General features: G+C 63.5%; 24 protein-coding genes. 14 read left to right on the top strand and 10 right to left on the bottom strand.

The genetic code is table 11. The annotated features are described in order from the left end of the window. Positions 1 to 6: 6 nt before the first annotated feature. Entirely contained in the window at positions 7 to 897 is an 891-nt protein-coding gene (locus AC1ROK_RS16045; RefSeq protein ID WP_492848642.1) for an SDR family oxidoreductase, read from the bottom strand. Between the two features lie 171 nt (positions 898 to 1,068). Here AC1ROK_RS16045 and AC1ROK_RS16040 point away from each other — a divergent pair, with 171 nt between their 5' ends. Next, complete coding sequence (locus tag AC1ROK_RS16040; RefSeq protein ID WP_492848640.1) at positions 1,069 to 1,686, top strand: general stress protein; 618 nt, start codon at positions 1,069 to 1,071, stop codon at positions 1,684 to 1,686. A 192-nt stretch (positions 1,687 to 1,878) separates the two neighbouring features. Next, the gene (locus AC1ROK_RS16035; RefSeq protein WP_492848638.1) at positions 1,879 to 2,520 is read left to right on the top strand and encodes a hypothetical protein; all 642 of its coding nucleotides are present in this window, start codon (positions 1,879 to 1,881) and stop codon (positions 2,518 to 2,520) included. A 36-nt stretch (positions 2,521 to 2,556) separates the two neighbouring features. On the opposite strand, the gene AC1ROK_RS16030 is transcribed toward AC1ROK_RS16035, so the two are convergent. The 4 genes from AC1ROK_RS16030 to AC1ROK_RS16015 all read right to left on the bottom strand — a co-directional run bounded on the left by AC1ROK_RS16030 (position 2,557) and on the right by AC1ROK_RS16015 (position 6,516). Next, on the bottom strand, positions 2,557 to 2,916 hold the full coding sequence (locus AC1ROK_RS16030) for a response regulator (RefSeq protein ID WP_492848636.1): 360 nt from the start codon (positions 2,914 to 2,916) through the stop codon (positions 2,557 to 2,559). Continuing rightward, a complete protein-coding gene (locus AC1ROK_RS16025) occupies positions 2,913 to 4,388 on the bottom strand; it encodes a sensor histidine kinase (RefSeq protein ID WP_492848634.1) in 1,476 nt (491 codons plus the stop codon). The genes AC1ROK_RS16030 and AC1ROK_RS16025 overlap by 4 nt, the downstream gene beginning before the upstream one ends. Before the next feature lie 122 nt (positions 4,389 to 4,510). After that, the gene (locus tag AC1ROK_RS16020) at positions 4,511 to 5,560 is read right to left on the bottom strand and encodes a flavodoxin family protein (protein ID WP_492848632.1); all 1,050 of its coding nucleotides are present in this window, start codon (positions 5,558 to 5,560) and stop codon (positions 4,511 to 4,513) included. Between the two features lie 299 nt (positions 5,561 to 5,859). Next, complete coding sequence (locus AC1ROK_RS16015; RefSeq protein WP_492848630.1) at positions 5,860 to 6,516, bottom strand: PAS domain-containing protein; 657 nt, start codon at positions 6,514 to 6,516, stop codon at positions 5,860 to 5,862. A 205-nt stretch (positions 6,517 to 6,721) separates the two neighbouring features. Here AC1ROK_RS16015 and AC1ROK_RS16010 point away from each other — a divergent pair, with 205 nt between their 5' ends. After that, entirely contained in the window at positions 6,722 to 7,216 is a 495-nt protein-coding gene (locus AC1ROK_RS16010) for a hypothetical protein (RefSeq protein ID WP_492848628.1), read from the top strand. A gap of 472 nt (positions 7,217 to 7,688) precedes the next feature. On the opposite strand, the gene AC1ROK_RS16005 is transcribed toward AC1ROK_RS16010, so the two are convergent. Continuing rightward, complete coding sequence (locus AC1ROK_RS16005) at positions 7,689 to 7,814, bottom strand: hypothetical protein (protein ID WP_492848626.1); 126 nt, start codon at positions 7,812 to 7,814, stop codon at positions 7,689 to 7,691. Between the two features lie 204 nt (positions 7,815 to 8,018). Between AC1ROK_RS16005 and AC1ROK_RS16000 the strand changes: the two genes are divergently transcribed. Then, a complete protein-coding gene (locus tag AC1ROK_RS16000) occupies positions 8,019 to 9,602 on the top strand; it encodes a DUF6600 domain-containing protein (protein WP_492848624.1) in 1,584 nt (527 codons plus the stop codon). A 452-nt stretch (positions 9,603 to 10,054) separates the two neighbouring features. After that, positions 10,055 to 10,237, top strand: a complete 183-nt coding sequence (locus AC1ROK_RS15995) for a DUF3606 domain-containing protein (protein WP_492848622.1) — start codon at positions 10,055 to 10,057, stop codon at positions 10,235 to 10,237. 58 nt (positions 10,238 to 10,295) lie between these two features. Here AC1ROK_RS15995 and AC1ROK_RS15990 read toward each other — a convergent pair whose 3' ends face one another. Both AC1ROK_RS15990 and AC1ROK_RS15985 read right to left on the bottom strand, forming a co-directional pair. Next, a complete protein-coding gene (locus AC1ROK_RS15990) occupies positions 10,296 to 10,523 on the bottom strand; it encodes a DUF2188 domain-containing protein (RefSeq protein ID WP_492848620.1) in 228 nt (75 codons plus the stop codon). A gap of 176 nt (positions 10,524 to 10,699) precedes the next feature. Continuing rightward, positions 10,700 to 10,960, bottom strand: coding sequence for a hypothetical protein (locus tag AC1ROK_RS15985; RefSeq protein ID WP_492848618.1), 261 nt, complete (start codon positions 10,958 to 10,960; stop codon positions 10,700 to 10,702). Between the two features lie 639 nt (positions 10,961 to 11,599). Between AC1ROK_RS15985 and AC1ROK_RS15980 the strand changes: the two genes are divergently transcribed. Next, positions 11,600 to 12,262 carry an outer membrane protein gene (locus tag AC1ROK_RS15980; protein WP_492848616.1) on the top strand — a complete coding sequence of 221 codons (663 nt, stop codon included), beginning with the start codon at positions 11,600 to 11,602 and terminating at the stop codon, positions 12,260 to 12,262. A gap of 410 nt (positions 12,263 to 12,672) precedes the next feature. Here AC1ROK_RS15980 and AC1ROK_RS15975 read toward each other — a convergent pair whose 3' ends face one another. Next, positions 12,673 to 12,828: a hypothetical protein gene (locus tag AC1ROK_RS15975; RefSeq protein WP_492848614.1), complete on the bottom strand. Its 156-nt coding sequence runs from the start codon at positions 12,826 to 12,828 to the stop codon at positions 12,673 to 12,675. Between the two features lie 317 nt (positions 12,829 to 13,145). On the opposite strand from AC1ROK_RS15975, the gene AC1ROK_RS15970 reads away from it, so the two are divergent. Further along, entirely contained in the window at positions 13,146 to 13,463 is a 318-nt protein-coding gene (locus AC1ROK_RS15970) for a hypothetical protein (protein ID WP_492848612.1), read from the top strand. Here the strand turns inward: AC1ROK_RS15970 and AC1ROK_RS15965 are convergent. Then, the gene (locus AC1ROK_RS15965; protein ID WP_492848610.1) at positions 13,444 to 13,839 is read right to left on the bottom strand and encodes a low affinity iron permease family protein; all 396 of its coding nucleotides are present in this window, start codon (positions 13,837 to 13,839) and stop codon (positions 13,444 to 13,446) included. The genes AC1ROK_RS15970 and AC1ROK_RS15965 overlap by 20 nt on opposite strands. 106 nt (positions 13,840 to 13,945) lie before the next feature. Between AC1ROK_RS15965 and AC1ROK_RS15960 the strand changes: the two genes are divergently transcribed. From AC1ROK_RS15960 to AC1ROK_RS15930, 7 genes are all read left to right on the top strand, one after another. Then, positions 13,946 to 14,155, top strand: coding sequence for a hypothetical protein (locus tag AC1ROK_RS15960; protein ID WP_492848608.1), 210 nt, complete (start codon positions 13,946 to 13,948; stop codon positions 14,153 to 14,155). Between the two features lie 221 nt (positions 14,156 to 14,376). Beyond that, positions 14,377 to 14,739, top strand: a complete 363-nt coding sequence (locus tag AC1ROK_RS15955) for a hypothetical protein (protein ID WP_492848606.1) — start codon at positions 14,377 to 14,379, stop codon at positions 14,737 to 14,739. A 145-nt stretch (positions 14,740 to 14,884) separates the two neighbouring features. Further along, entirely contained in the window at positions 14,885 to 15,070 is a 186-nt protein-coding gene (locus AC1ROK_RS15950; protein ID WP_492848603.1) for a hypothetical protein, read from the top strand. A 10-nt stretch (positions 15,071 to 15,080) separates the two neighbouring features. Beyond that, on the top strand, positions 15,081 to 15,341 hold the full coding sequence (locus AC1ROK_RS15945) for a GlsB/YeaQ/YmgE family stress response membrane protein (RefSeq protein WP_492848601.1): 261 nt from the start codon (positions 15,081 to 15,083) through the stop codon (positions 15,339 to 15,341). Between the two features lie 429 nt (positions 15,342 to 15,770). Next, the gene (locus AC1ROK_RS15940) at positions 15,771 to 16,247 is read left to right on the top strand and encodes an SH3 domain-containing protein (RefSeq protein WP_492848599.1); all 477 of its coding nucleotides are present in this window, start codon (positions 15,771 to 15,773) and stop codon (positions 16,245 to 16,247) included. 113 nt (positions 16,248 to 16,360) lie between these two features. Continuing rightward, a complete protein-coding gene (locus tag AC1ROK_RS15935) occupies positions 16,361 to 16,930 on the top strand; it encodes an SH3 domain-containing protein (protein WP_492848597.1) in 570 nt (189 codons plus the stop codon). Between the two features lie 64 nt (positions 16,931 to 16,994). Beyond that, complete coding sequence (locus AC1ROK_RS15930) at positions 16,995 to 17,240, top strand: hypothetical protein (protein ID WP_492848594.1); 246 nt, start codon at positions 16,995 to 16,997, stop codon at positions 17,238 to 17,240. Positions 17,241 to 17,250 lie beyond the last annotated feature (10 nt).

Below are 17,250 nucleotides of genomic sequence, written 5' to 3'. Positions count from 1 at the left end.
ACAGTCCTACATCACAGGCTTGCCGCCGGTCACCGCGATAGTGGCGCCGGAAATGTAGCTCGCCTCATCGCTGGCGAGCATCACATAGGGCGGCGCCAGTTCGCGCGGCTGCGCCGGGCGCCCGAACGGCACCTGCTTGCCAAACTCGACGACGTTGGAAACCGGCAGGCTGGCCGGCCCAAGCGGGGTCCAGACCGGGCCGGGCGCCACCGTGTTGACGCGGATGCCCTTCTTGGCCAGCAGCTGCGCGAGACCCGCACTGAAGTTTTGAATGGCGCCCTTGGTGACGGCATAGGCGAGCAGTTCGGGGCTCGGCTCATCGGCCTGCTTGGAAGCCGTGTTGATGATCGAAGCGCCGGGCTGCATGTGCGGAACGGCCGCCTTGGTGAGGTAGAACATCGCCGAGATATTCACTGCCAGGGTCTTTTCCCATTCGGCGTCGGGGATCTCCTCGAGGCTTTCGAAATAGCTCTGGTGCGCGGCGTTGTTGACCAGCACATCGATCCGCCCGAAAGCCTCGACAGTCCTGGCGATCAGTTCGCGGCAATGCTCCGGACTGGCAATGTCGCCGGGAAGCAGCAGACAGCTGCGACCGGCAGCCTCGATGACCCGTCTCACGTCCGCCGCATCCTCCTCCTCACTGAGGTAGGAAATGGCGACGTCGGCGCCTTCGCGGGCAAAGGCGATGGCGACGGCGCGCCCGATGCCCGAATCGCCGCCGGTGATCAGCGCCTTCTTGCCCTCGAGCCGTTGCGAGCCGCGATAGCTGTCCTCGCCGTGATCGGGAACCGGATCCATCCGGCTGGCAAGACCGGGATAGGGCTGCTGCTGTTCGGGAAAGGGCGGACGGGGGAAATTCTCGAGCACGGTTGCACCTCTGTGGTTGGGGGAAGCCATATTCGATACGTGCTGAAGCCCGCGGGGTTCCGCCCTCCCCGCGAGTTTCGTCGCCGGCCCGATCGCGGGGGTCAATGGGCAGCGGCATGTCGGCCACGGGGAACGGATGCCTCCCAGACTAGTTGGTGATGCGGGATCCACGAGATCCGAACCCTAAGGAGAAACGCCGCCATGAAGACAATCACAGGGCTTTTTGACTCCCACGACGAGGCCGACCGCGCCGTGCGCTCGCTCAAGGATGCAGGCATCAACGGCGAGGATATCTCGATCGTCGCCAACAATGCCGACGGCAAGTATGACACCGAGACGGGCGACGACGTTGCCGAAGGCGTTGGCGCCGGCGCGGGTGTTGGCGCCGTGGTCGGCGGCACAGGCGGCCTGCTGGCCGGGCTCGGCATGCTGGCCATCCCCGGTGTCGGCCCCGTGGTAGCGGGCGGCTGGCTGCTGGCGACGGCGATCGGCGCCGTGACCGGTGCTGCCGTAGGTGGCGCTGCCGGCGGCATTATCGGCGCCCTGACCGATGCCGGCGTCGACGAGCGCGACGCGCATGTCTATGCCGAGGGCGTCCGCCGCGGCGGCATCCTGGTGACTGCGCGGGTTGAGGATAGTCGCGCCGACGCAGCTGCGGCCATCCTGCGTGACTCTAGCGTTGTGGACATTGAGGCGCGCCGTCGCGACTACGAGGCCGAGGGTTGGGAAGGCTTCGACGAGGCTTCGGAGCCCTACCCCAGCGACCAGATCCGCGACTATCGCGCCGGCTCCGCTGTGCCGCCGATCCTGCGCAGCTGAGGTCTCGAGTCTGCGCGCCCGCAAGGCGCGCAGACCCCTTCTCGCCGGCGGCCGTGGGTCGACCCGGCGAGGCAGCCGACCAATGACCAACCCGCTCGCAACACCTTTCCGGCCAACGGTTTTCCCGGCTTGTCGGCTGACGAAGGTCGCTGCCTCGTTGTGGCGCCCCCCAGGAAGGCCTACCTAAGGCCCATGAAGCCGGAAACAGATATCGCTGAGTTGGTCGAGGTCTGGACGCTGCCCTTTGCCGCCCGGCTCGGCTCGTCGATCCGGTCCAGGGGCCTGTATCTCGAAATCCGCGCCCGTCTCCCCGCAACGGCAAGGAAGTCGCTTTCGGTGAAGGCAGGCGAGCTCACGCTCCACATGCCTCACACCGCATCGAAGCAGTTTGCGGCAGCATCGGCGATCATTGCGAGGGCGCTCGAAGACATCGAGAGCCTGCCGGTGATCCCCCGCGAGATCGAAGATATCCTGGCGATCTCGACCACCGAGCGACACCGCTGGCTGAAGGACGGCCGGTTGCCGAGCGCCGGCACGCGCAGCGTGAAGCTGCGCGGCCGCGCCAGGAAAGTGACCTTTCACGTCTTCGACCCCCGCATTGTCGAAGACATTCTCGACCGGGGGTTGATCGACAACTGGCGCGAGGACGATGCGGTGACCGCCGCCGAGAACCGGCGCAAGGCCGCCTGGAAGGCGAAACTCACCAGGGCGCGCAAGACCGAGGGCGAGACCGCGGCCCCCAAACCCGACGTCGAACCTTCGGTGCAAGACGAAGAGGATCGCTTCAAGCTGCGCGGCTGGGCCGAGTTCGAACGCGACGGATTACTCCGCTGAACTGCCAGGAATGGCGGCAGGCTTGACCGTGCCGCGCTAGCGTCCGTTGATGGCCGTGAACAGTGCGGCGGTCATCTGCTCGAGAGTATAGGGCTTGTCGATAATGGCTGAGCCGGGAGCGACATCGGCCTGCACTCCATAGCCGGTCGCATAGACGATCGGGATGCCAAGGTCGCGGAGGCGGTTGGCGACCGGCGTGCTCGGCAGACCGCCGATGTTCACATCGAGCAAAGCTGCATCCATGCGATGGCCGTCCACCAGGCCCAGCGCGACGTCGATGCGATGGGCCGGCCCGACGACCACCGCGCCAAGCCCTTCCAATGCATCGACCACCTCCATCGCCAGGAGGTATTCGTCTTCGAGGACGAGAATATGTTTGCCGGCGAGCGTCGTCATGCAGCAGGGGCTTCGTGTTGGCGGGCGATCACGGTGCACTGCAGCCCTTCGGGGCGGTAGTCCATCCTGACATCGGCGTTGAACTCGGCTCCCAACGCCTTCTCGATCATGGTTGAGCCAAAACCGCGCCGTGTCGGCTTTGGTACGGGCTCGATCCCATGCTCGAACCATCTTAACGTCAGCCACCGGTCGGGCTGGTCGGTGGTTTCCCAGGAGAAATCCACCAAACCGCCGCTGGAGCGCAGCGAGCCGTATTTCACCGCATTGGTGTAAAGCTCGTGCAGCGCCATGGCGGTCGTTACTGCCTGCTTGGGGGCAAGTTGCACGAGCGGACCGCTGATCCGCACCCGGATGTCGGCGTCGCCATTGACCGATTTGCGGGCAACTTCCTCCAGTGAAGCGCTTTGCCAGCTCTCGGCGGCCAGCAGGTTATGCGCCTGGGCCAGGGCGGACAGCCGTCCTTCGAAAGCCTTGACCTTCGGCTCTCCCGTGGAGAGCCCCTTGAAGGTCTGGCGTGCCACCGACTGGACCACCGCGAGGGTGTTCTTCACCCGGTGGTTCAACTCGTTGATCAGCAGCTGTTTGTGGAGGTCGGCTTCCTCCCGTTCGGTCACGTCAACATTGACGCCGATCATGCCGTCGAACCCACCGCCTTCATTGAGATGCGGTCGGGCCACGGTTTCGAGCACTCGGTAGGTGCCGTCGCTGCGCCGATAGCGACCCTTGACGTGCGCGCTCGAATTCTCGGTCGCCGCGGCCTGCATCGCTTGCATGATGCCGCTGCGATCCTCCGGATGGATGGTTTGGCTCCAGTCGAATGCACTGAGGTCTTCAACTCCCCAGAAGGTGCGCAGCATCTGGTTGAGGTGGAGACAGCGCCCGGTGTTGTCGGCGATCCAGATCATGATCGGCGCGTCCTCGGACATCCGCCTGAACCGATCCTCGCTCTCGCGGATCTGCTGCTCGGCCGCGCTGCGCGCCTGTTCGGCCCGGTAGCGCTCGAGGCTGAAGCCCACTTGCCGTGCAATGGCAACTGCCAGGTCGCGCTCGTGCTGGCTGAAACCGTGCGGGTCCGGCAGGTAGGTCATGAACTTGCCGACGACTTCGCCCTTGGCCATCAGCGGGATGAACCCAAGGGCGGTGATGCCCTCCGATCTTATGGTCCGCTTGAGCCAATCCGCCTCATCGGTCTCGCCGATATCGGAGACGAAGATCGGCACGGCGTTCCGGTCGCCGGGTTTCCACGGCGTATGCCCATCGACGGCCTTGCGATAGCCCTCGGACAGGCCGCGCCAGGCCACAAACCGCATCTCGCCGCGGGAGTCGAAAAGCAGGATGGAGGCGCGCTGGCAGCCGAGCATATCGCCGATCGCATCGAGGGCGGCCTCATACACATCGTCGAGCGCTTCGGCGCGGTAGAGCCGGTCGGTCAACCGCAGCAGTGCGGCGGTATCTTCGCCATCGGTGCGCACCAGAACACTATCTGTGGCAGACATTTCACCCCTCGCACCGCCCAAGCCCAGCAACGCGCCTTGCCGGGATAAGTTCCCGCCCCGCAGTTTAGTGCGTCGTGTTGCCGATCGAGGAGGTCGGCCTATTTGCGACGTGGTTCCTGCAGCTTATCCCCTGCGCCCACCCACTTGCCGGCCCGCTTCAGCTTCACCGCTTCCAGCAGCGTCGCCGCGGCGTTCCGCACTTCGCCCTGCATACCGATATCGGCGTCGAGCTCGTCGTGGCTGGTCGCATAGGGCTTCCAGTAGCCGATATAGCGGTCAACCTCGGCCTTCGGCCCGGCCGGCTCGAGCTTCATGAAGCGCAGCCAGTCCGAGATCGAGCGGCGCACATTCTCCGCTCCCTCGACATCGCCGTGCGAGACCACGGCGTAGAGCCGACCGGCGAGGTGTCGCGGATAATCCCAGTGATCGAGCTCGATCGCCTTGGCGGTCTCGGCATCCTTGCCATGGGTGAGCGTCGGATCGGGGTTGCCGCCGTCGGCGCAGACCAGCCGGTCCATCAGGAGCTTCAGCGGCGAGCTCACCTGGTACCAGTTCACGGGCGAGATGATGAAGATGCCATCCGCCTTCACCCACATCGGATAGATGTCGTTCATCCAATCCTGCACCTGGCCCAGAGCGTGGTTCGGATAGCACGAGCATGGCCAGTGGCAGAGCGGCGCCGCGGTGGAAAAGCAGGCCTTGCACGGATAGATGTTGCGGCCATACTCCGAGGTGAGCCGGGACAGGTCGAGGATTTCCACTTCCGCCCCACCCGCTTCGGCGAGGTCGGCCGCCATCTTCACCATGCGCCAGCTCTTCGAACTTTCACCGGGGCAAGTGTGCTCGCTGCGCGGCGACGCGTTGATGAACAGCAGCCGCGGCGGGCGATCGACGCCCTCATACTCCCGCTGCGCCGCGTCGATAGCTGCCTTGGCCGCGATCCAATCCACCGACAGGTCGTAGTCGGGATCGGCATAGCCCGGTCCCGCCTTCGCGGTTACCGGCGCCTTCCGGCTGTTGGTGTAGGCGTGCCAGGCCACCGCGCTGATGCGGTCGAGCTCCTGTTTCAGATCGTCGAACATCGGGTCGGCGAACTGCTGCAGGTAGCGCTTGCGGAACTCGGCTTCACCCAGTTCGACGGACGGCATCTCTTTTCGGGGGGCGGGGAAAGGTTGGGGCATGAACGGTCCTCTTGTTGGAGCAACAAGCGTTCCGGAAGTCGCCGGGTTCCAGCGAACAGCAAATCCGCGCCATCCCGCCCAATGCGTCTACTTGCGGTCGGGTGCGCCGAGCACGTGAGGCTCATCTCGTCAGGCGCACACCGCTATCGGGTCGGTGAAGGGAGTTCCCCACGGAAGATCTGATCGCCGTTCGCAAAGATGGGGCGCGGTGTGTTCGGCTATCTCGGGCTGCTGAATCAAAACCAGCATCGCAACGCAGGTCGCGCTTAGTTGCCCCTGCCGGGCATTTGATCCCCCGCGAGATCACGCGCCCACTGCTCCAGATTGTCTTGCAGGTCGAGCAGGCGGGAAATGTCGGACTGGATGCCGATCACGTGCGTGACTTTCCCCTCGCGCGACAGGACCGGCTTCAGCGACACCCGGTTCCAGAAGGGCGAGCCGTCCTTGCGATAGTTGAGCAGGTCAAGCAGCAGCGCTTCGCCGGCGGAAATCGCCGTGCGCATGCGGGCGACACTGAGTGGGTCCGTGTCCGGCCCCTGCAGAAAGCGACAGTTGCGACCAACCACTTCCTCGCGCGTGTAGCCGGTTAGGCGCTCGAAACCCTTGTTGACATAGATCAGTGGGCAGTCAGGTCGGCGCACATCGGCCAGACTTACCGAATGCAGGGACGGATCGATGCGACGATCGGTGGGAAGGGATGAGGGAATCATGCCGATTCGGTGATTAAGTTCCGCAATGTTTGCTTTGCCGAACGGCAGGTAGGCAATCGTCTTTCTCTCCCCGGCCTCATCCTCCGCCTCCAGAGTGATCGGTCGGGCGCCCGCGTAGAGCAGTCCATCGACAACTGTTCGCGCCTCCTCGGCGGTCTCGACATAGCGCTCGACCATGCCGGTCATCATCCGATAGCTGATCAGGAAACGCACGCTGAAGCCCCCTCGACGCAATCTGTGCCGGTAACGCGTACGGCAGCCCTGAAGTTGCAGCCGGGAAGCTCCAAGCGGCCCCCTCCCTTGGGAGCGCGCCGGCACAATGATGCCGGAAAAGGGACACCGCTCGACCTGCAAGCCCGGAACGCAAGTCTGCAAGTCTCGTTGAGAAGGTCCTCACTCTCAGGATCGGACCCGGGTCATGCGCGCGCTTTTCGTTCTCCTGTTCAGCTTGATCGCCGGCACGGCCCAAGGCCGGGAGGGGTGGACAGTCTATCAGGACGCCGCATGTGGTTACGCTCTCGAGCATCCCGTGGCGGGTTTTGACGTCACCGTCACCGATACAGGTCTCACACTCATCGAGCAGGGTGCATCAGGCCAGATCGACATCTACTGCGCCACAAATGCCGAACGCCGCTCACCCGCCAGTTTTGAGCGGGTCCTCGCCGGTGCGGAACGTATCCGGGAGATTACCTACAGCCGAAACGGTCGCTCCTGGTTGGCCGTTTCGGGCTATTACCAGGCTGATCAGCAGAGAGGCGATGACCTGATCTTTTACGCCAAGTTCATGTTCTCGGCCGATTTCTCACGGCTTGCCGCCTTCGAGGCAAGCTATCCGGCCAGCGAGCGACAGCACTTCGACGCAATTGTCGAACGAATGGAAGACAGCCTTACTGCCCCGCGCCCGTCGGACTAGTTCACAAAGATGGGTAAGCTCACCTGAGAGGACGCTCCGCGGAGCGACGCAAACTACCATGGAGTCCGACGACGCCTGGCAGTAGCGCCAAACGGCAGCCGGAACTGCAGCCATCGGCAGGGACTAGAAGGTACGCCCTGAGTTTCAGAGCATGTCCAGTGCCAGCTTGATAATCATTGCCCAAGTAACGGCATTGAATGCTACCCAGCCTAGCAAGATCCAGGCCTTCTGCGTCAGGTGCAGTCGCGGCCGCGGCGGATCGTTCGGCACGTAGCGAGAAATCGGTCTACTAGGTGTTGCCATTCCGCCCGTATAGCCCACCTCGCATCTCGCAAGCGTTATTCAAATCGGAGTGATTCAAAGTTACGCATGAACGGCAACCATATTTCCTGCCGCTAGCCGGTGCTTGACTGTTCCATTGGCTCGCTTGTCGGCGCCTGATGTGCCGGTTTGGCCGGCAGGCGGTCCAACTTCAGTGAACCGTCCAGCGCTGTTTGAGGAGCTGGAAGCGAAGCAGTTGCAGCAGCGCCTCCTCGCGAGTAACCCCGGCCTTGGCTGCCAGCTCGTCCACCACCTCCAGGTCGGATCGGGTGAGCACGGCTGTAACCGGGTGTGGCGCGAGTTTTACTGGTCTAAACATATCACGATATATACACCCCGCCCTCACCGTAAGCCACGATTACCGGAGTTAGACTGCACCGCGACGCCAGCAGTTTACTCATTCAACTCAACAATACTTACCCACAGCGTGTAACGGTTGCAGCACCCCCGAGCGGGCGCCGACAGTAGCGGCTGCTCGCCAATGCCGCAGCGAGAGGTGCCGGGCGCGGCGATGTGCTGCGTCCTCCATAGCCCTACGACGAGCCGGGACTCCAGACGCTCGAACTTCCGCGAGGGGACGAGGGAACCGGTTGCCGTTGCGGAAGTTCAGCACCCCGGCGGAGAGCAATTGGAGGAACAACCAAAAATGAAGAAGACCAACCTTCTCGTCAGTCTGGCGCTTGCCGCCTTGCTGGCCGGAGCACCTGCCGCAATGCAGCTGCCGTTGACAGCGTCTGCCGCTCAGGCCCAGGAGGCCAGAGTGAGCTTCAGCGTGTTTTTCGATGAGCTCAAGCCGCACGGCATCTGGGTGAAGCACGCCAAGTACAAGTACGTATTCTGCCCCAAGGTGGACGCAAAATGGCGCCCTTACACCAATGGCCGCTGGATCTTCATCCGCGACCGCGGCTGGTACTTCGATTCCCGCGAACCCTTCGCCTGGGCGGTCTACCATTATGGCCGCTGGGTCGACGACGACCGTATCGGCTGGTGCTGGGTACCGGGCAATCACTGGGCTCCGGCTTGGGTGAGCTGGCGGCGCAGCAACGACCACATCGGCTGGGCGCCGCTGCCTCCGGAAAATGACGGCTTCCAGATCACCATCAACGTCACCGTCGGCGAGCCGCCCGAGCATGACTGGGTGTTCGTGCCGGTGCGCTCGTTCCTCGAACCCGACCTGCGAGTGACCGTCATCCTCGCGGATCGCGACCCCGAAATCTTCCGCCGGACCGAGTTCGTCGGGCCGGTGGTGATCCAGAACAACGTGGTCATCAACAATGTCATCGATATCGACTTCATACAGCAGCAGACCAACCAACAGGTGACGGTGGTCGAGGCGCAGTCGACAACCGATCCGGCCGCGGTGACCACCGACCCATCCGCCGGCACTATCCAGGTCTTCGCGCCAACGGTTGACGAGCCCAAGGAGCAGGAAGCACCGCCCGAAGCTGTCGAGCCTGAACAAGCCCAGGAGCAGCTTGGCAAGCCGGACGAGGGCGAGGCACCCGAAGCTGCAGCGCCTGCGGAAGGCGAAGCCGCACCGGCAGACCAGGCTCCCGCAGCCTCCGCCACCGAGTGCCCCGAGGGCCAGCAGCTGGTGGATGGCAAGTGCGTGCCCGCCGACCAACAGCAGCCGGCGGCCGAGCAACCGGCGGAGCAGGCTCCTGCTGAAGGTGCTGCTCCGGCCCAGCCGGCCGACCAGAACGCTGCGCCCAGCGATCAGGCGCCCGCCGCCGAACCGGCGGCTCCTGCCGAAGAGCCGGCCAAGTGCCCGGAGGGTCAGCAACTGGTCGAAGGCAAATGTGTGCCGATGACCAGTGAGGAACAGCCGCCCGAACCGGCGGCGCCTGCCGAAAAACAGGCGGAACCTGCCGAACAAGCCGCACCGGCTGAACAGGCGGCGCCGGCTGAACAGGCAGCGCCGACGGAGGAAGCTGCGCCTGCCGAAGACGCTGCCCCGGCCGAAGATGCAGCCCCGGCCGATAAGGCTCCGCCCTGCCCCGAGGGCCAGCAGTTGGTCGAAGGTAAGTGCGTGCCGATCGAGGGCGAGGCCGCTCCGGCCCAATAATGGAAGAAGCGGCGGGCTAGCCCCGCCGTTTCGACCGGAGGTCGCGAGATCGGTGCCGGCGGCGTCGCGAGTCCCCAAGGCGCCAGGTCCACTGGATGCGCTGCCGGCGCCGACCCCCACGACCCCATCGTGAAGGTCGTGGCCGAGTATTGGGCGCAGTCCCGACCGCTTCCGGCCTCCCTTGGTCCGGAAGCCAGATCCGACGGGTATCGCTGCGTGCAGGATGCCTGTCGGATCGCCCGACAAAAAGACCCCGGCCATCGAGGGATGCCGGGGTTAAAGCTCAATGCGTCAGGTTGCCTACCCAAAGACAATCTGGCTTCAGCCGGTTCGTTCCCGAGCCATGAACCCGAGATGCAGAGCCCGCTGCCCCTGCCTTCTTCGACTGGAGTTGGAGAAACTGATCCCCGATCCCGACGTTGTGCGTCCCATCATCAACGAGGGAGGCCGCGATGGCGGACGACAAGAAGAAGGTGGGCCGCTCAGACCGGACGCGTGTGGCGCAGAGCGAAGACTATGAGGTGAACGACTTCGCCCATAGGCACGGGATAAGTGCGCAACGCGCCCTGGAAATCATCGCCGAAGCGGGCGGCAGCCGGGACCGGGCCGATGAGATTGCCCGCCGCTCCAGCTGACGGGGCCTCAAGAGTGGCGACGCGATGCGCCCACCAAGGATAACGCCAAGGCGGCGGCTTAAGCCTGAGGTGCCTGGTCGGCATCCGGCCGCCACACCATCTCCTGCTTCATGTCCGCGTCCTGCACGATCACCTGAACATCCGGCTCGTTGGTGGCGCGAGCAGCTTCGATCGCCGCGTCGATAGCCTCCTGGCGCGAGGTGAAATGCGCGAAGATGCTCCCGCGAAATGTGTACTGCCAGATGTCGTCGCGGTGGTTGACGATGAAGTGGTGCTGGTTGGCCATCTTGGGTTCTCCTCAGCCCACTTGAACGTCGGGAAGCCGACCTTGTTGCTCCAAGGGTGATACATGCGTGGCAACGACATAGCGCGGCGCAGAGCTTCGAGGGCAGGAACGGATGGCCCAGCGCGGGGCCTGCGCCTGTGGATCCTCGATCGGATATGCCGTGATCGCCACGCCAGTCAGGCGACCTGGTGTGAGCCCCATCGCGCGAGGTTGGTCGGTATGCCTGCCAGCTTATCGATGTCGACGGTCTGCGCCTGATCAACCAGCACCCTGCCTGCCAGCGTGAGAAGGGCGCTGCCGTCTGCGGTGATCATGATCCAGCCCTTGGAAATCAGCGGCAGGGTCAAATGCGGCGGCACACCCGACCCGTGCTCGGCCAACCTGACCAAGGCAACTACTTCAGCCGGGGTTGGTCCAGCGAGAACCGCTTCACGCATAGTCAATCTCCTGTTTGCAGGAGACCAGAATGTTCTTGTTGGTGGCGGGTTCCATGAGCCGGGCGACCACCAGCAAGGTTGCATCGGTGCGAACCGGAAGCGGGACAGGCTAACCGAAGAAGACGAGCAAAGGCGGCGACCAGATGGGCTCTCCGAGACACCGCGCGGATCGCAGCGCTATCCTTCTGCACCCCCGATGGGCGGTTTATTCCCAGTCCGCGGCGACAGCGATCTGCCTTCCCTCCGCATCAAAGACTTGCGATATCCGAGGCCGCCAGACGCAGTTCCGTGGTATACGTCCGCATCCTGCAAGCCAAGCAAGCCACCAGGCGATGGATTGCTTGACGGCGGGATCGCGGGGGCCGTGGACGCAGGTGCGACCCCGCCGGCAACCAAGGTTGCCAACTAGATACGACAGCTGGTCGACGCAAGTTTCGTCTCGAGGTGATGGTGCACCCGTCTCCAAGACTCAGCGCCCCGCTGAGGTGTGTCGCACGCTGGTTTGGCCTGTCCTGACTGCATTCAATGTGGCGACATCGCAACAACTCGTCACAGTTGCGGCAGGATCACGACACAATTGATTAGACTTCGTACGATTTGGCACATATGCGATCCACCATTGTTTTTGGGAGTTTATCTATGTGGACCAAGACTATCGCGCTCTCCAGCGTTCTGCTGATCGGCGCCGCCTGTGCCGCAAATGCGGCAGACCTCATCATTGAAGACGCTCCGGCCGCAGACCTCGCAGTGGTTGGCGACTGGACCGGCGCTTACGTCGGCGGGCACCTCGGTTGGGTTTCTGGCAACGTCGACTGGGAGCTGGTTCCCCCGACCGACGAGGGCAGCTACGGTATCGACGGCTGGCTGCTCGGCGCCCAGGCGGGCTACAATTGGCAGATGGACACCTTCGTCCTCGGTCTCGAAGGCGACGTCTCGCTTGGCGACGTGACGAGCGACCTTGACGAAACCGGCTTCATCGAGCGCCAGATCAACTGGGAAGCTTCGCTGCGTGCTCGCGCCGGCGTTTCGCTTGACGCAATTCTGCTGTATGCGACTGCAGGTGTCGCTGTGGCGAACTCGACCACCGAGATCTTCGGATTCGCCGACGACACGCAGACCCACATTGGTTGGACTGTCGGCGTCGGCGCTGAAGCCATGGTTTCCGAAAACGTGTCGGTCAAGGCAGAATACCGCTACAGCGACTTCGGCGCGGCGGACTATGAGCTTCTCCCTACCCCGCTCGTTTCGGATTCGACCATCACCTCGCACAGCATCACTGCCGGCGTGAACTTCCACTTCTAATTGACCGCGTCATTCGTGACGTTCGGAGCCCCCCGATTTCTCGGGGGGCTTTTTGCTGTTCGCCTCAGATGACCGGCTTCGCCGATTGCCTGCAATTTCCCTGAGATGCTCGTCAGGCGGGTATCAGCGCTTGCCTGCTAACGTCCTGCTGCTCGGGCCTTAACCCTCGCCCGATTGGCGGCACCGCATTAGTTCATCTCCGCCCCACGCGGTGCCGCCGCTTTCTCCCCTAAAGACACAAACCTCGCGCCATGCGACGCCCCGGCTCGCGATATGCACGCGCTTCTGTCGCCCGATGGTCGACCGCTCGCCCTACGAGGACCCGGAACTCGGATCCCCCAACGACGTCGACCGACGTCTTAGGACGGGCGGAGACCATCGATGGGCGAACGCAGCGCTGAGCATGAAGATCACGCCGGCATGCCGGTCGGGTTTTCAGCCATGATGACACCCACGTGAGCCAATTGAGACTCGGTGGGCGGTTTCGTCAGCAACTGAGCGGCTTGCAATAACAAAGTGAAATGCAGGCGCCGGAGCGGGGCGGCAAAACCCGCGGCAACGATCACTCGGCCATGGCTTCCGCGCCTGAAGCACGAGCATCCGGTCGATGTGCACGACATCACAACGAGGCGATGATCAACAGAAATGTATGACGACTCTATCCCTCGGCCGTCCGCCTCGGGCAGCCGGTGGTTCGACGGAAAGCTCGATAGCAAGCGGTTGGACCAGCACGCCGGCGCCGCCGCTACGTCCGATGTTCCCCATCCTTGCGGGTTCGGGAAAGACCCTGCCCGCAATCGAGGCCTGACCACAACCTGTCTCCAGCGCTGGCGCGGCCGCACGGAAACACTGCTGCCGATGAGAAACCTCGAGGGCAATGCCCATGCCTGAGACGCGCCGATCTCCTGATGGGGTCGTGCGGCGACGGGCAGAGCGGAAACTGGTTGAGCCATTTACGCGCGACCTGTCCGCCTGGCAGCATCGACTTTCCCTGCTTCGCTCGCGCAAGCACGCCGCCGCTTCCACCGCCGACGATCGGCTCAACGCCACCATCGAACTCAGCAAGCTGCTTGAGGAGGTGCAGTCCACCACGCTGCTCTTTGACAGCACTACTGCGGGTCACCAGCTTGGCGGCGCGCTTCGGGACGTACGGATGGCGCTGCAGCGGCTCGCCGACCAGATCAGCCAGGAACTTCGCTAGATGAATGGAGTGCTTCCGCGGCCTCCGCTTCGACACGCTTGCGCTCCTCTTCGATCTCGCGCGCGTCGAGATGCTCCAGTCCCACCACCTTGTTGGTCGCCTCGGAGTGCTCGATCAGATAGTCGAGCTTGACGTGCAGCGCTGCCTCGCTGCGCGCACCGGCAACGAGGATCACGCCGCTGATCACTATGGCTGCAATCGACAGGAAGATGTTGAAGCCGAACATGAAGCCTTCGTTGAACTGCAATGCAGCGCCGATGCCGATCCCAGCCATGAGGGCGATGAAGGTGGCGATGAAGCCGCGCCAATCCGACAGGAAGTCGGCGAGGCGGTAGATCAGGCCGCTGACGCGGCTGGATTTGTGAGTTGGCTTCATGTTGGCAGCCACAACGTGGCCGAGGCGATTTGGATGCGCGAAAGCCGCCGCGCGATAGGGAACGACGCGGGCCGCGCGAAGTTTGCTCTCCATCAAGGAGGTTCAAATGCCGCAAGATTCCACTCGAGACGGTTTGCCGACCGGCGAAGGAACGTCTGCCACGAACGACGTCAGCGACCCTCACCCTGCCAACGAAGAACGCTACGACCGGCAGAAGCGCCCCGGCGGGGCCCATCCGCCCGAAAGGGACTTCGGCCCCAACGACGCCGTTCACGACGGCAGCCCCAAGCAGCGTCCACGCAATGCCGAGGATTGAGCTACTGGCGGTAGCCCTGGAGCTCGCCGCATCAGACCCTCGCAGTACGATGAGCAAACGAACCAAAAAGCACCGCAAAGACCCACTCCCCGTGGCCGAGGAGTTCGCGGCCCGGCACGGCATCAGCCTCGACACCGCCTGCGCTATCCTCGAGGCATTCAGGCCCCCCAACAAGGGCGAACAAACTGCACCGACCCCCGACTGGAAGCCAACGGAACCCCTTGGGACCGCTGAAGTTTGAGGCGGCAAACTGGAGCCTCGCTATGTATCAAGAACAATCGCCGCGACGCCGCGCTTCCAATCCCGCCATTGCTCGCCGCAAGCTCGCCCGGGAGCGCGTAGCGCCGTATCTCGCCGAGTTGCAGCGCTGGCGGAACAAGCTGCTGCATTTGCGAGCCCTGCAGAATTCCCGGCGCCAATTGCCGGAGGCGCTGCAGGTGAGCAACCTGCAATCGAAAGCCTTGAAGGTAGAGATCGAAATGGCGCGTCAGGCCTTCATCCTCGAGATGGACGACATTCGCGATACGCCGGCCATCATCGACTACCTCGCGGCGCTTGATAACCTGCTCTTGTCCTTCAGGTGAATTGTCCTTTCCGCAGGCCGCTTCCTGCAAAACTGCTGACACGCAGTATCAGCGTCCTGTAAGCTATTTAAATTATTCATCTTTTTGGAACTGAAGGCAAATGGACGACGTTCATTGAGCAGTCCATTTTTGAGGAGTTTCCAGAATGGCTGATCGCGAAACAATCGTCACCGGCGGCGGTGGCAGCGGCGGAGTCATCGCCGGTATCCTGATCGTCGCTCTCGTGGTGATCGTCGCTTACTTCGTCTTCTTCAACGGCAATGGCGGCTCCCGCCCGGTGGATGTCGACGTGCCGGCGGTGAAGGTCGATGTCGTGCCGGACGGACAGTAAGGAGAGGATCATGGAAGGCATTGGATGGATCATGGCGATCATCATCGGCGCACTTGCCGGGTGGATCGCTGAAAAGATGATGGGCTCGAACCAGGGCCTGCTCATGAACATCGTCATGGGCATTGTCGGCGCAGTGGTCGGCAACTTCATCCTGATGCTGGTGTTCGGGGCCACCATGGGTGGCATCGTCGGCCAGCTGATTGTCGCCGTCGTCGGCGCCTGCCTGCTGATTGCGATCTGGCGGGCCATTCGCGGCCGCCGCGCCGCCTAGCCGATACTCTCGCTGTGCGTCGGCGAGCTTCGCCGACGCACGCCCCCCGCAACGCCATGGAGCCCGCGAATGCGCGCGATCAGTTTATTGACCCTCTACGCCTGCTCGATCTCGGTCTTCTTCGCGGCTTACAGCTTTTTCGGTTAGCCCTGTTGGGGCGGACCAAAGTCCCTGCCCCCTTCTTTCCAGGCCTAGGTAAAAGCGCCCCCAAGAACGCGAAGCCGGCCCATAGCCCCGTTCTCACCGCGTGAGACGGGGCTTTTTTCTTAGCCTGTCATAGACATCGGCTGCTGCAGCGAGCTGAAACCAAGCGATCGGTTTCGGCAAAAACGCTGACTTTCGGGATCAGGGGGGTATCAGGCACTGGGTGCTAGGCTTGAGGGGTGGAAAAAGGTGCGCAACGTCGCGCCCAAGAACATGGAGCTGTAAATGGCCCGCTTCATTCTGCCTGCCCTCATGCTGGGCAGCGTTGCTCTGCTTTCCGGCGCGGTGACCTATGCCGGCGCGAGCTTCACCCTGAACAAGATTGCCGAGGTCGCGCAGGCGGCTCCAATCAAATCCGACCTGAAACCAAGCTATGTCGCGGCGCTCGCGGCAGCCGATGCCGAGGCGCTCGATGTCGCTCGGTCAGTGCCCGTGGTGGTACGCGGCGATCCCGCTGAGGCCCTGCAAGCGAGGCATGCGGCCCAGCCTGTGACCCATACGGTGGCGGTGCAATCGCTCCGGGTTCGCAGCGGTCCGCACAAGAGCACGCCACAAGTGTTTGCCCTCAAGGGCGGCTCGCTGGTGACCGTCACCCGTGAGGAGCGCGGCTGGGTGCTGATCGACGCCGGCAACGGCCGCGTCGGCTGGGTCTATTCCAGGCTGCTCCGACCGGCTGAGGCCCGCGTCGCAACACAGGGATAGCGGGCAAGGCCCCGCCAATGCTCGCGAGAGCACGTCACTGGCGGCAGTTGGAACTCATCGGGTGATGGGGCCGGCCGCTGTCGACTGCAGCAGAACAACGAAAAGGATAGAACATGAAACCGCTTCTGCTCTCTGGACTCTTACTGCTGACCGCCTTCGCGGCGGTCCCTGCCGCCAGCGCCGCCGAGGCCGTCGGCTCGGTCAACGTCCGCTCCGGCCCCGGCACCTCCTATCGCGTCGTCGATCGGCTGGCGCGCGGGGAAAACGTCAACGTGCAGCGCTGCCGCTCCAGCGGCTGGTGCTACATCACGCACCCGGGCCCCGATGGCTGGGTATCAGCCCGCTATCTCGTCTCCAACGAATTCGCGGACGATTACCCCTCCAGCCGCCGGATGCGTCCCGACATCAGCTTCAGCATCATCATCGGCGGTGGCGGCTTCGGCGGCGGCAGTGGTGGCGGAGCCGGAGGCGGAGGACCGCGCGGGGAGCTGGTCTGCCTCGTCACCTTCTTTGACCGAGCAGATGTTGAGGCCGGCGCCGACGCAAATGTGGAACGCGCCAGGGTGCTGCCGCGCAGCGAAGCCGAGCGGCGTGACGGGCCCAACGATCGGCAGGCCATCTTCGACTACGGAACGGACCGGCAGACCCGCGAGACCTGCGCGTATCTCGACAAGCTGAACTAGGTCAGGCGTCACCTTCTCGGGTCGGAGCTTCGGTGCCCCGGCCCGCTCTCTTCAGGGACTATCCATGCTCAAAGCGATCACGATCCCACCCGAGCGCGCCGAAGAGACCCTCGCTACCGTTCAGGGCCTCGTGGAACTTTCCACCCAGCAACTGGAAATGTGCACCCAGGTGCTGGAAGAGCTGGAGTTCTCCGGCGAGTTGCAGAAGGATTTCATGAAACGGCTGGTCCGTATCCAAAGCGACATACGCAAGGCACGCGCCCAACTGAAGGAATTGGCGACAGCGCCGCCGGTTGGGGAAGAGTCGTGATGTGGTGATG

The organism is Devosia sp. GW821-FHT12F11, assembly GCF_058806655.1.
Note: the sequence above shows the minus strand (reverse complement) of the source record. Positions and strands in the feature narration are given on the sequence as shown.

Coding starts and splice junctions, on each gene's coding strand:
- AC1ROK_RS16040 (WP_492848640.1), top strand. CDS start 1,069: ATGAAGACAATCACAGGGCTTTTTGACTCCCACGACGAGGCCGACCGC.
- AC1ROK_RS15995 (WP_492848622.1), top strand. CDS start 10,055: ATGGCGGACGACAAGAAGAAGGTGGGCCGCTCAGACCGGACGCGTGTG.
- AC1ROK_RS16020 (WP_492848632.1), bottom strand. CDS start 5,560: ATGCCGTCCGTCGAACTGGGTGAAGCCGAGTTCCGCAAGCGCTACCTG.
- AC1ROK_RS15930 (WP_492848594.1), top strand. CDS start 16,995: ATGCTCAAAGCGATCACGATCCCACCCGAGCGCGCCGAAGAGACCCTC.
- AC1ROK_RS16045 (WP_492848642.1), bottom strand. CDS start 897: ATGGCTTCCCCCAACCACAGAGGTGCAACCGTGCTCGAGAATTTCCCC.
- AC1ROK_RS15950 (WP_492848603.1), top strand. CDS start 14,885: ATGGCTGATCGCGAAACAATCGTCACCGGCGGCGGTGGCAGCGGCGGA.
- AC1ROK_RS15960 (WP_492848608.1), top strand. CDS start 13,946: ATGCCGCAAGATTCCACTCGAGACGGTTTGCCGACCGGCGAAGGAACG.
- AC1ROK_RS15945 (WP_492848601.1), top strand. CDS start 15,081: ATGGAAGGCATTGGATGGATCATGGCGATCATCATCGGCGCACTTGCC.
- AC1ROK_RS16035 (WP_492848638.1), top strand. CDS start 1,879: ATGAAGCCGGAAACAGATATCGCTGAGTTGGTCGAGGTCTGGACGCTG.
- AC1ROK_RS15935 (WP_492848597.1), top strand. CDS start 16,361: ATGAAACCGCTTCTGCTCTCTGGACTCTTACTGCTGACCGCCTTCGCG.
- AC1ROK_RS15940 (WP_492848599.1), top strand. CDS start 15,771: ATGGCCCGCTTCATTCTGCCTGCCCTCATGCTGGGCAGCGTTGCTCTG.
- AC1ROK_RS15970 (WP_492848612.1), top strand. CDS start 13,146: ATGCCTGAGACGCGCCGATCTCCTGATGGGGTCGTGCGGCGACGGGCA.
- AC1ROK_RS16010 (WP_492848628.1), top strand. CDS start 6,722: ATGCGCGCGCTTTTCGTTCTCCTGTTCAGCTTGATCGCCGGCACGGCC.
- AC1ROK_RS15990 (WP_492848620.1), bottom strand. CDS start 10,523: ATGGCCAACCAGCACCACTTCATCGTCAACCACCGCGACGACATCTGG.
- AC1ROK_RS16030 (WP_492848636.1), bottom strand. CDS start 2,916: ATGACGACGCTCGCCGGCAAACATATTCTCGTCCTCGAAGACGAATAC.
- AC1ROK_RS15985 (WP_492848618.1), bottom strand. CDS start 10,960: ATGCGTGAAGCGGTTCTCGCTGGACCAACCCCGGCTGAAGTAGTTGCC.
- AC1ROK_RS15980 (WP_492848616.1), top strand. CDS start 11,600: ATGTGGACCAAGACTATCGCGCTCTCCAGCGTTCTGCTGATCGGCGCC.
- AC1ROK_RS15965 (WP_492848610.1), bottom strand. CDS start 13,839: ATGAAGCCAACTCACAAATCCAGCCGCGTCAGCGGCCTGATCTACCGC.
- AC1ROK_RS16000 (WP_492848624.1), top strand. CDS start 8,019: ATGCCGCAGCGAGAGGTGCCGGGCGCGGCGATGTGCTGCGTCCTCCAT.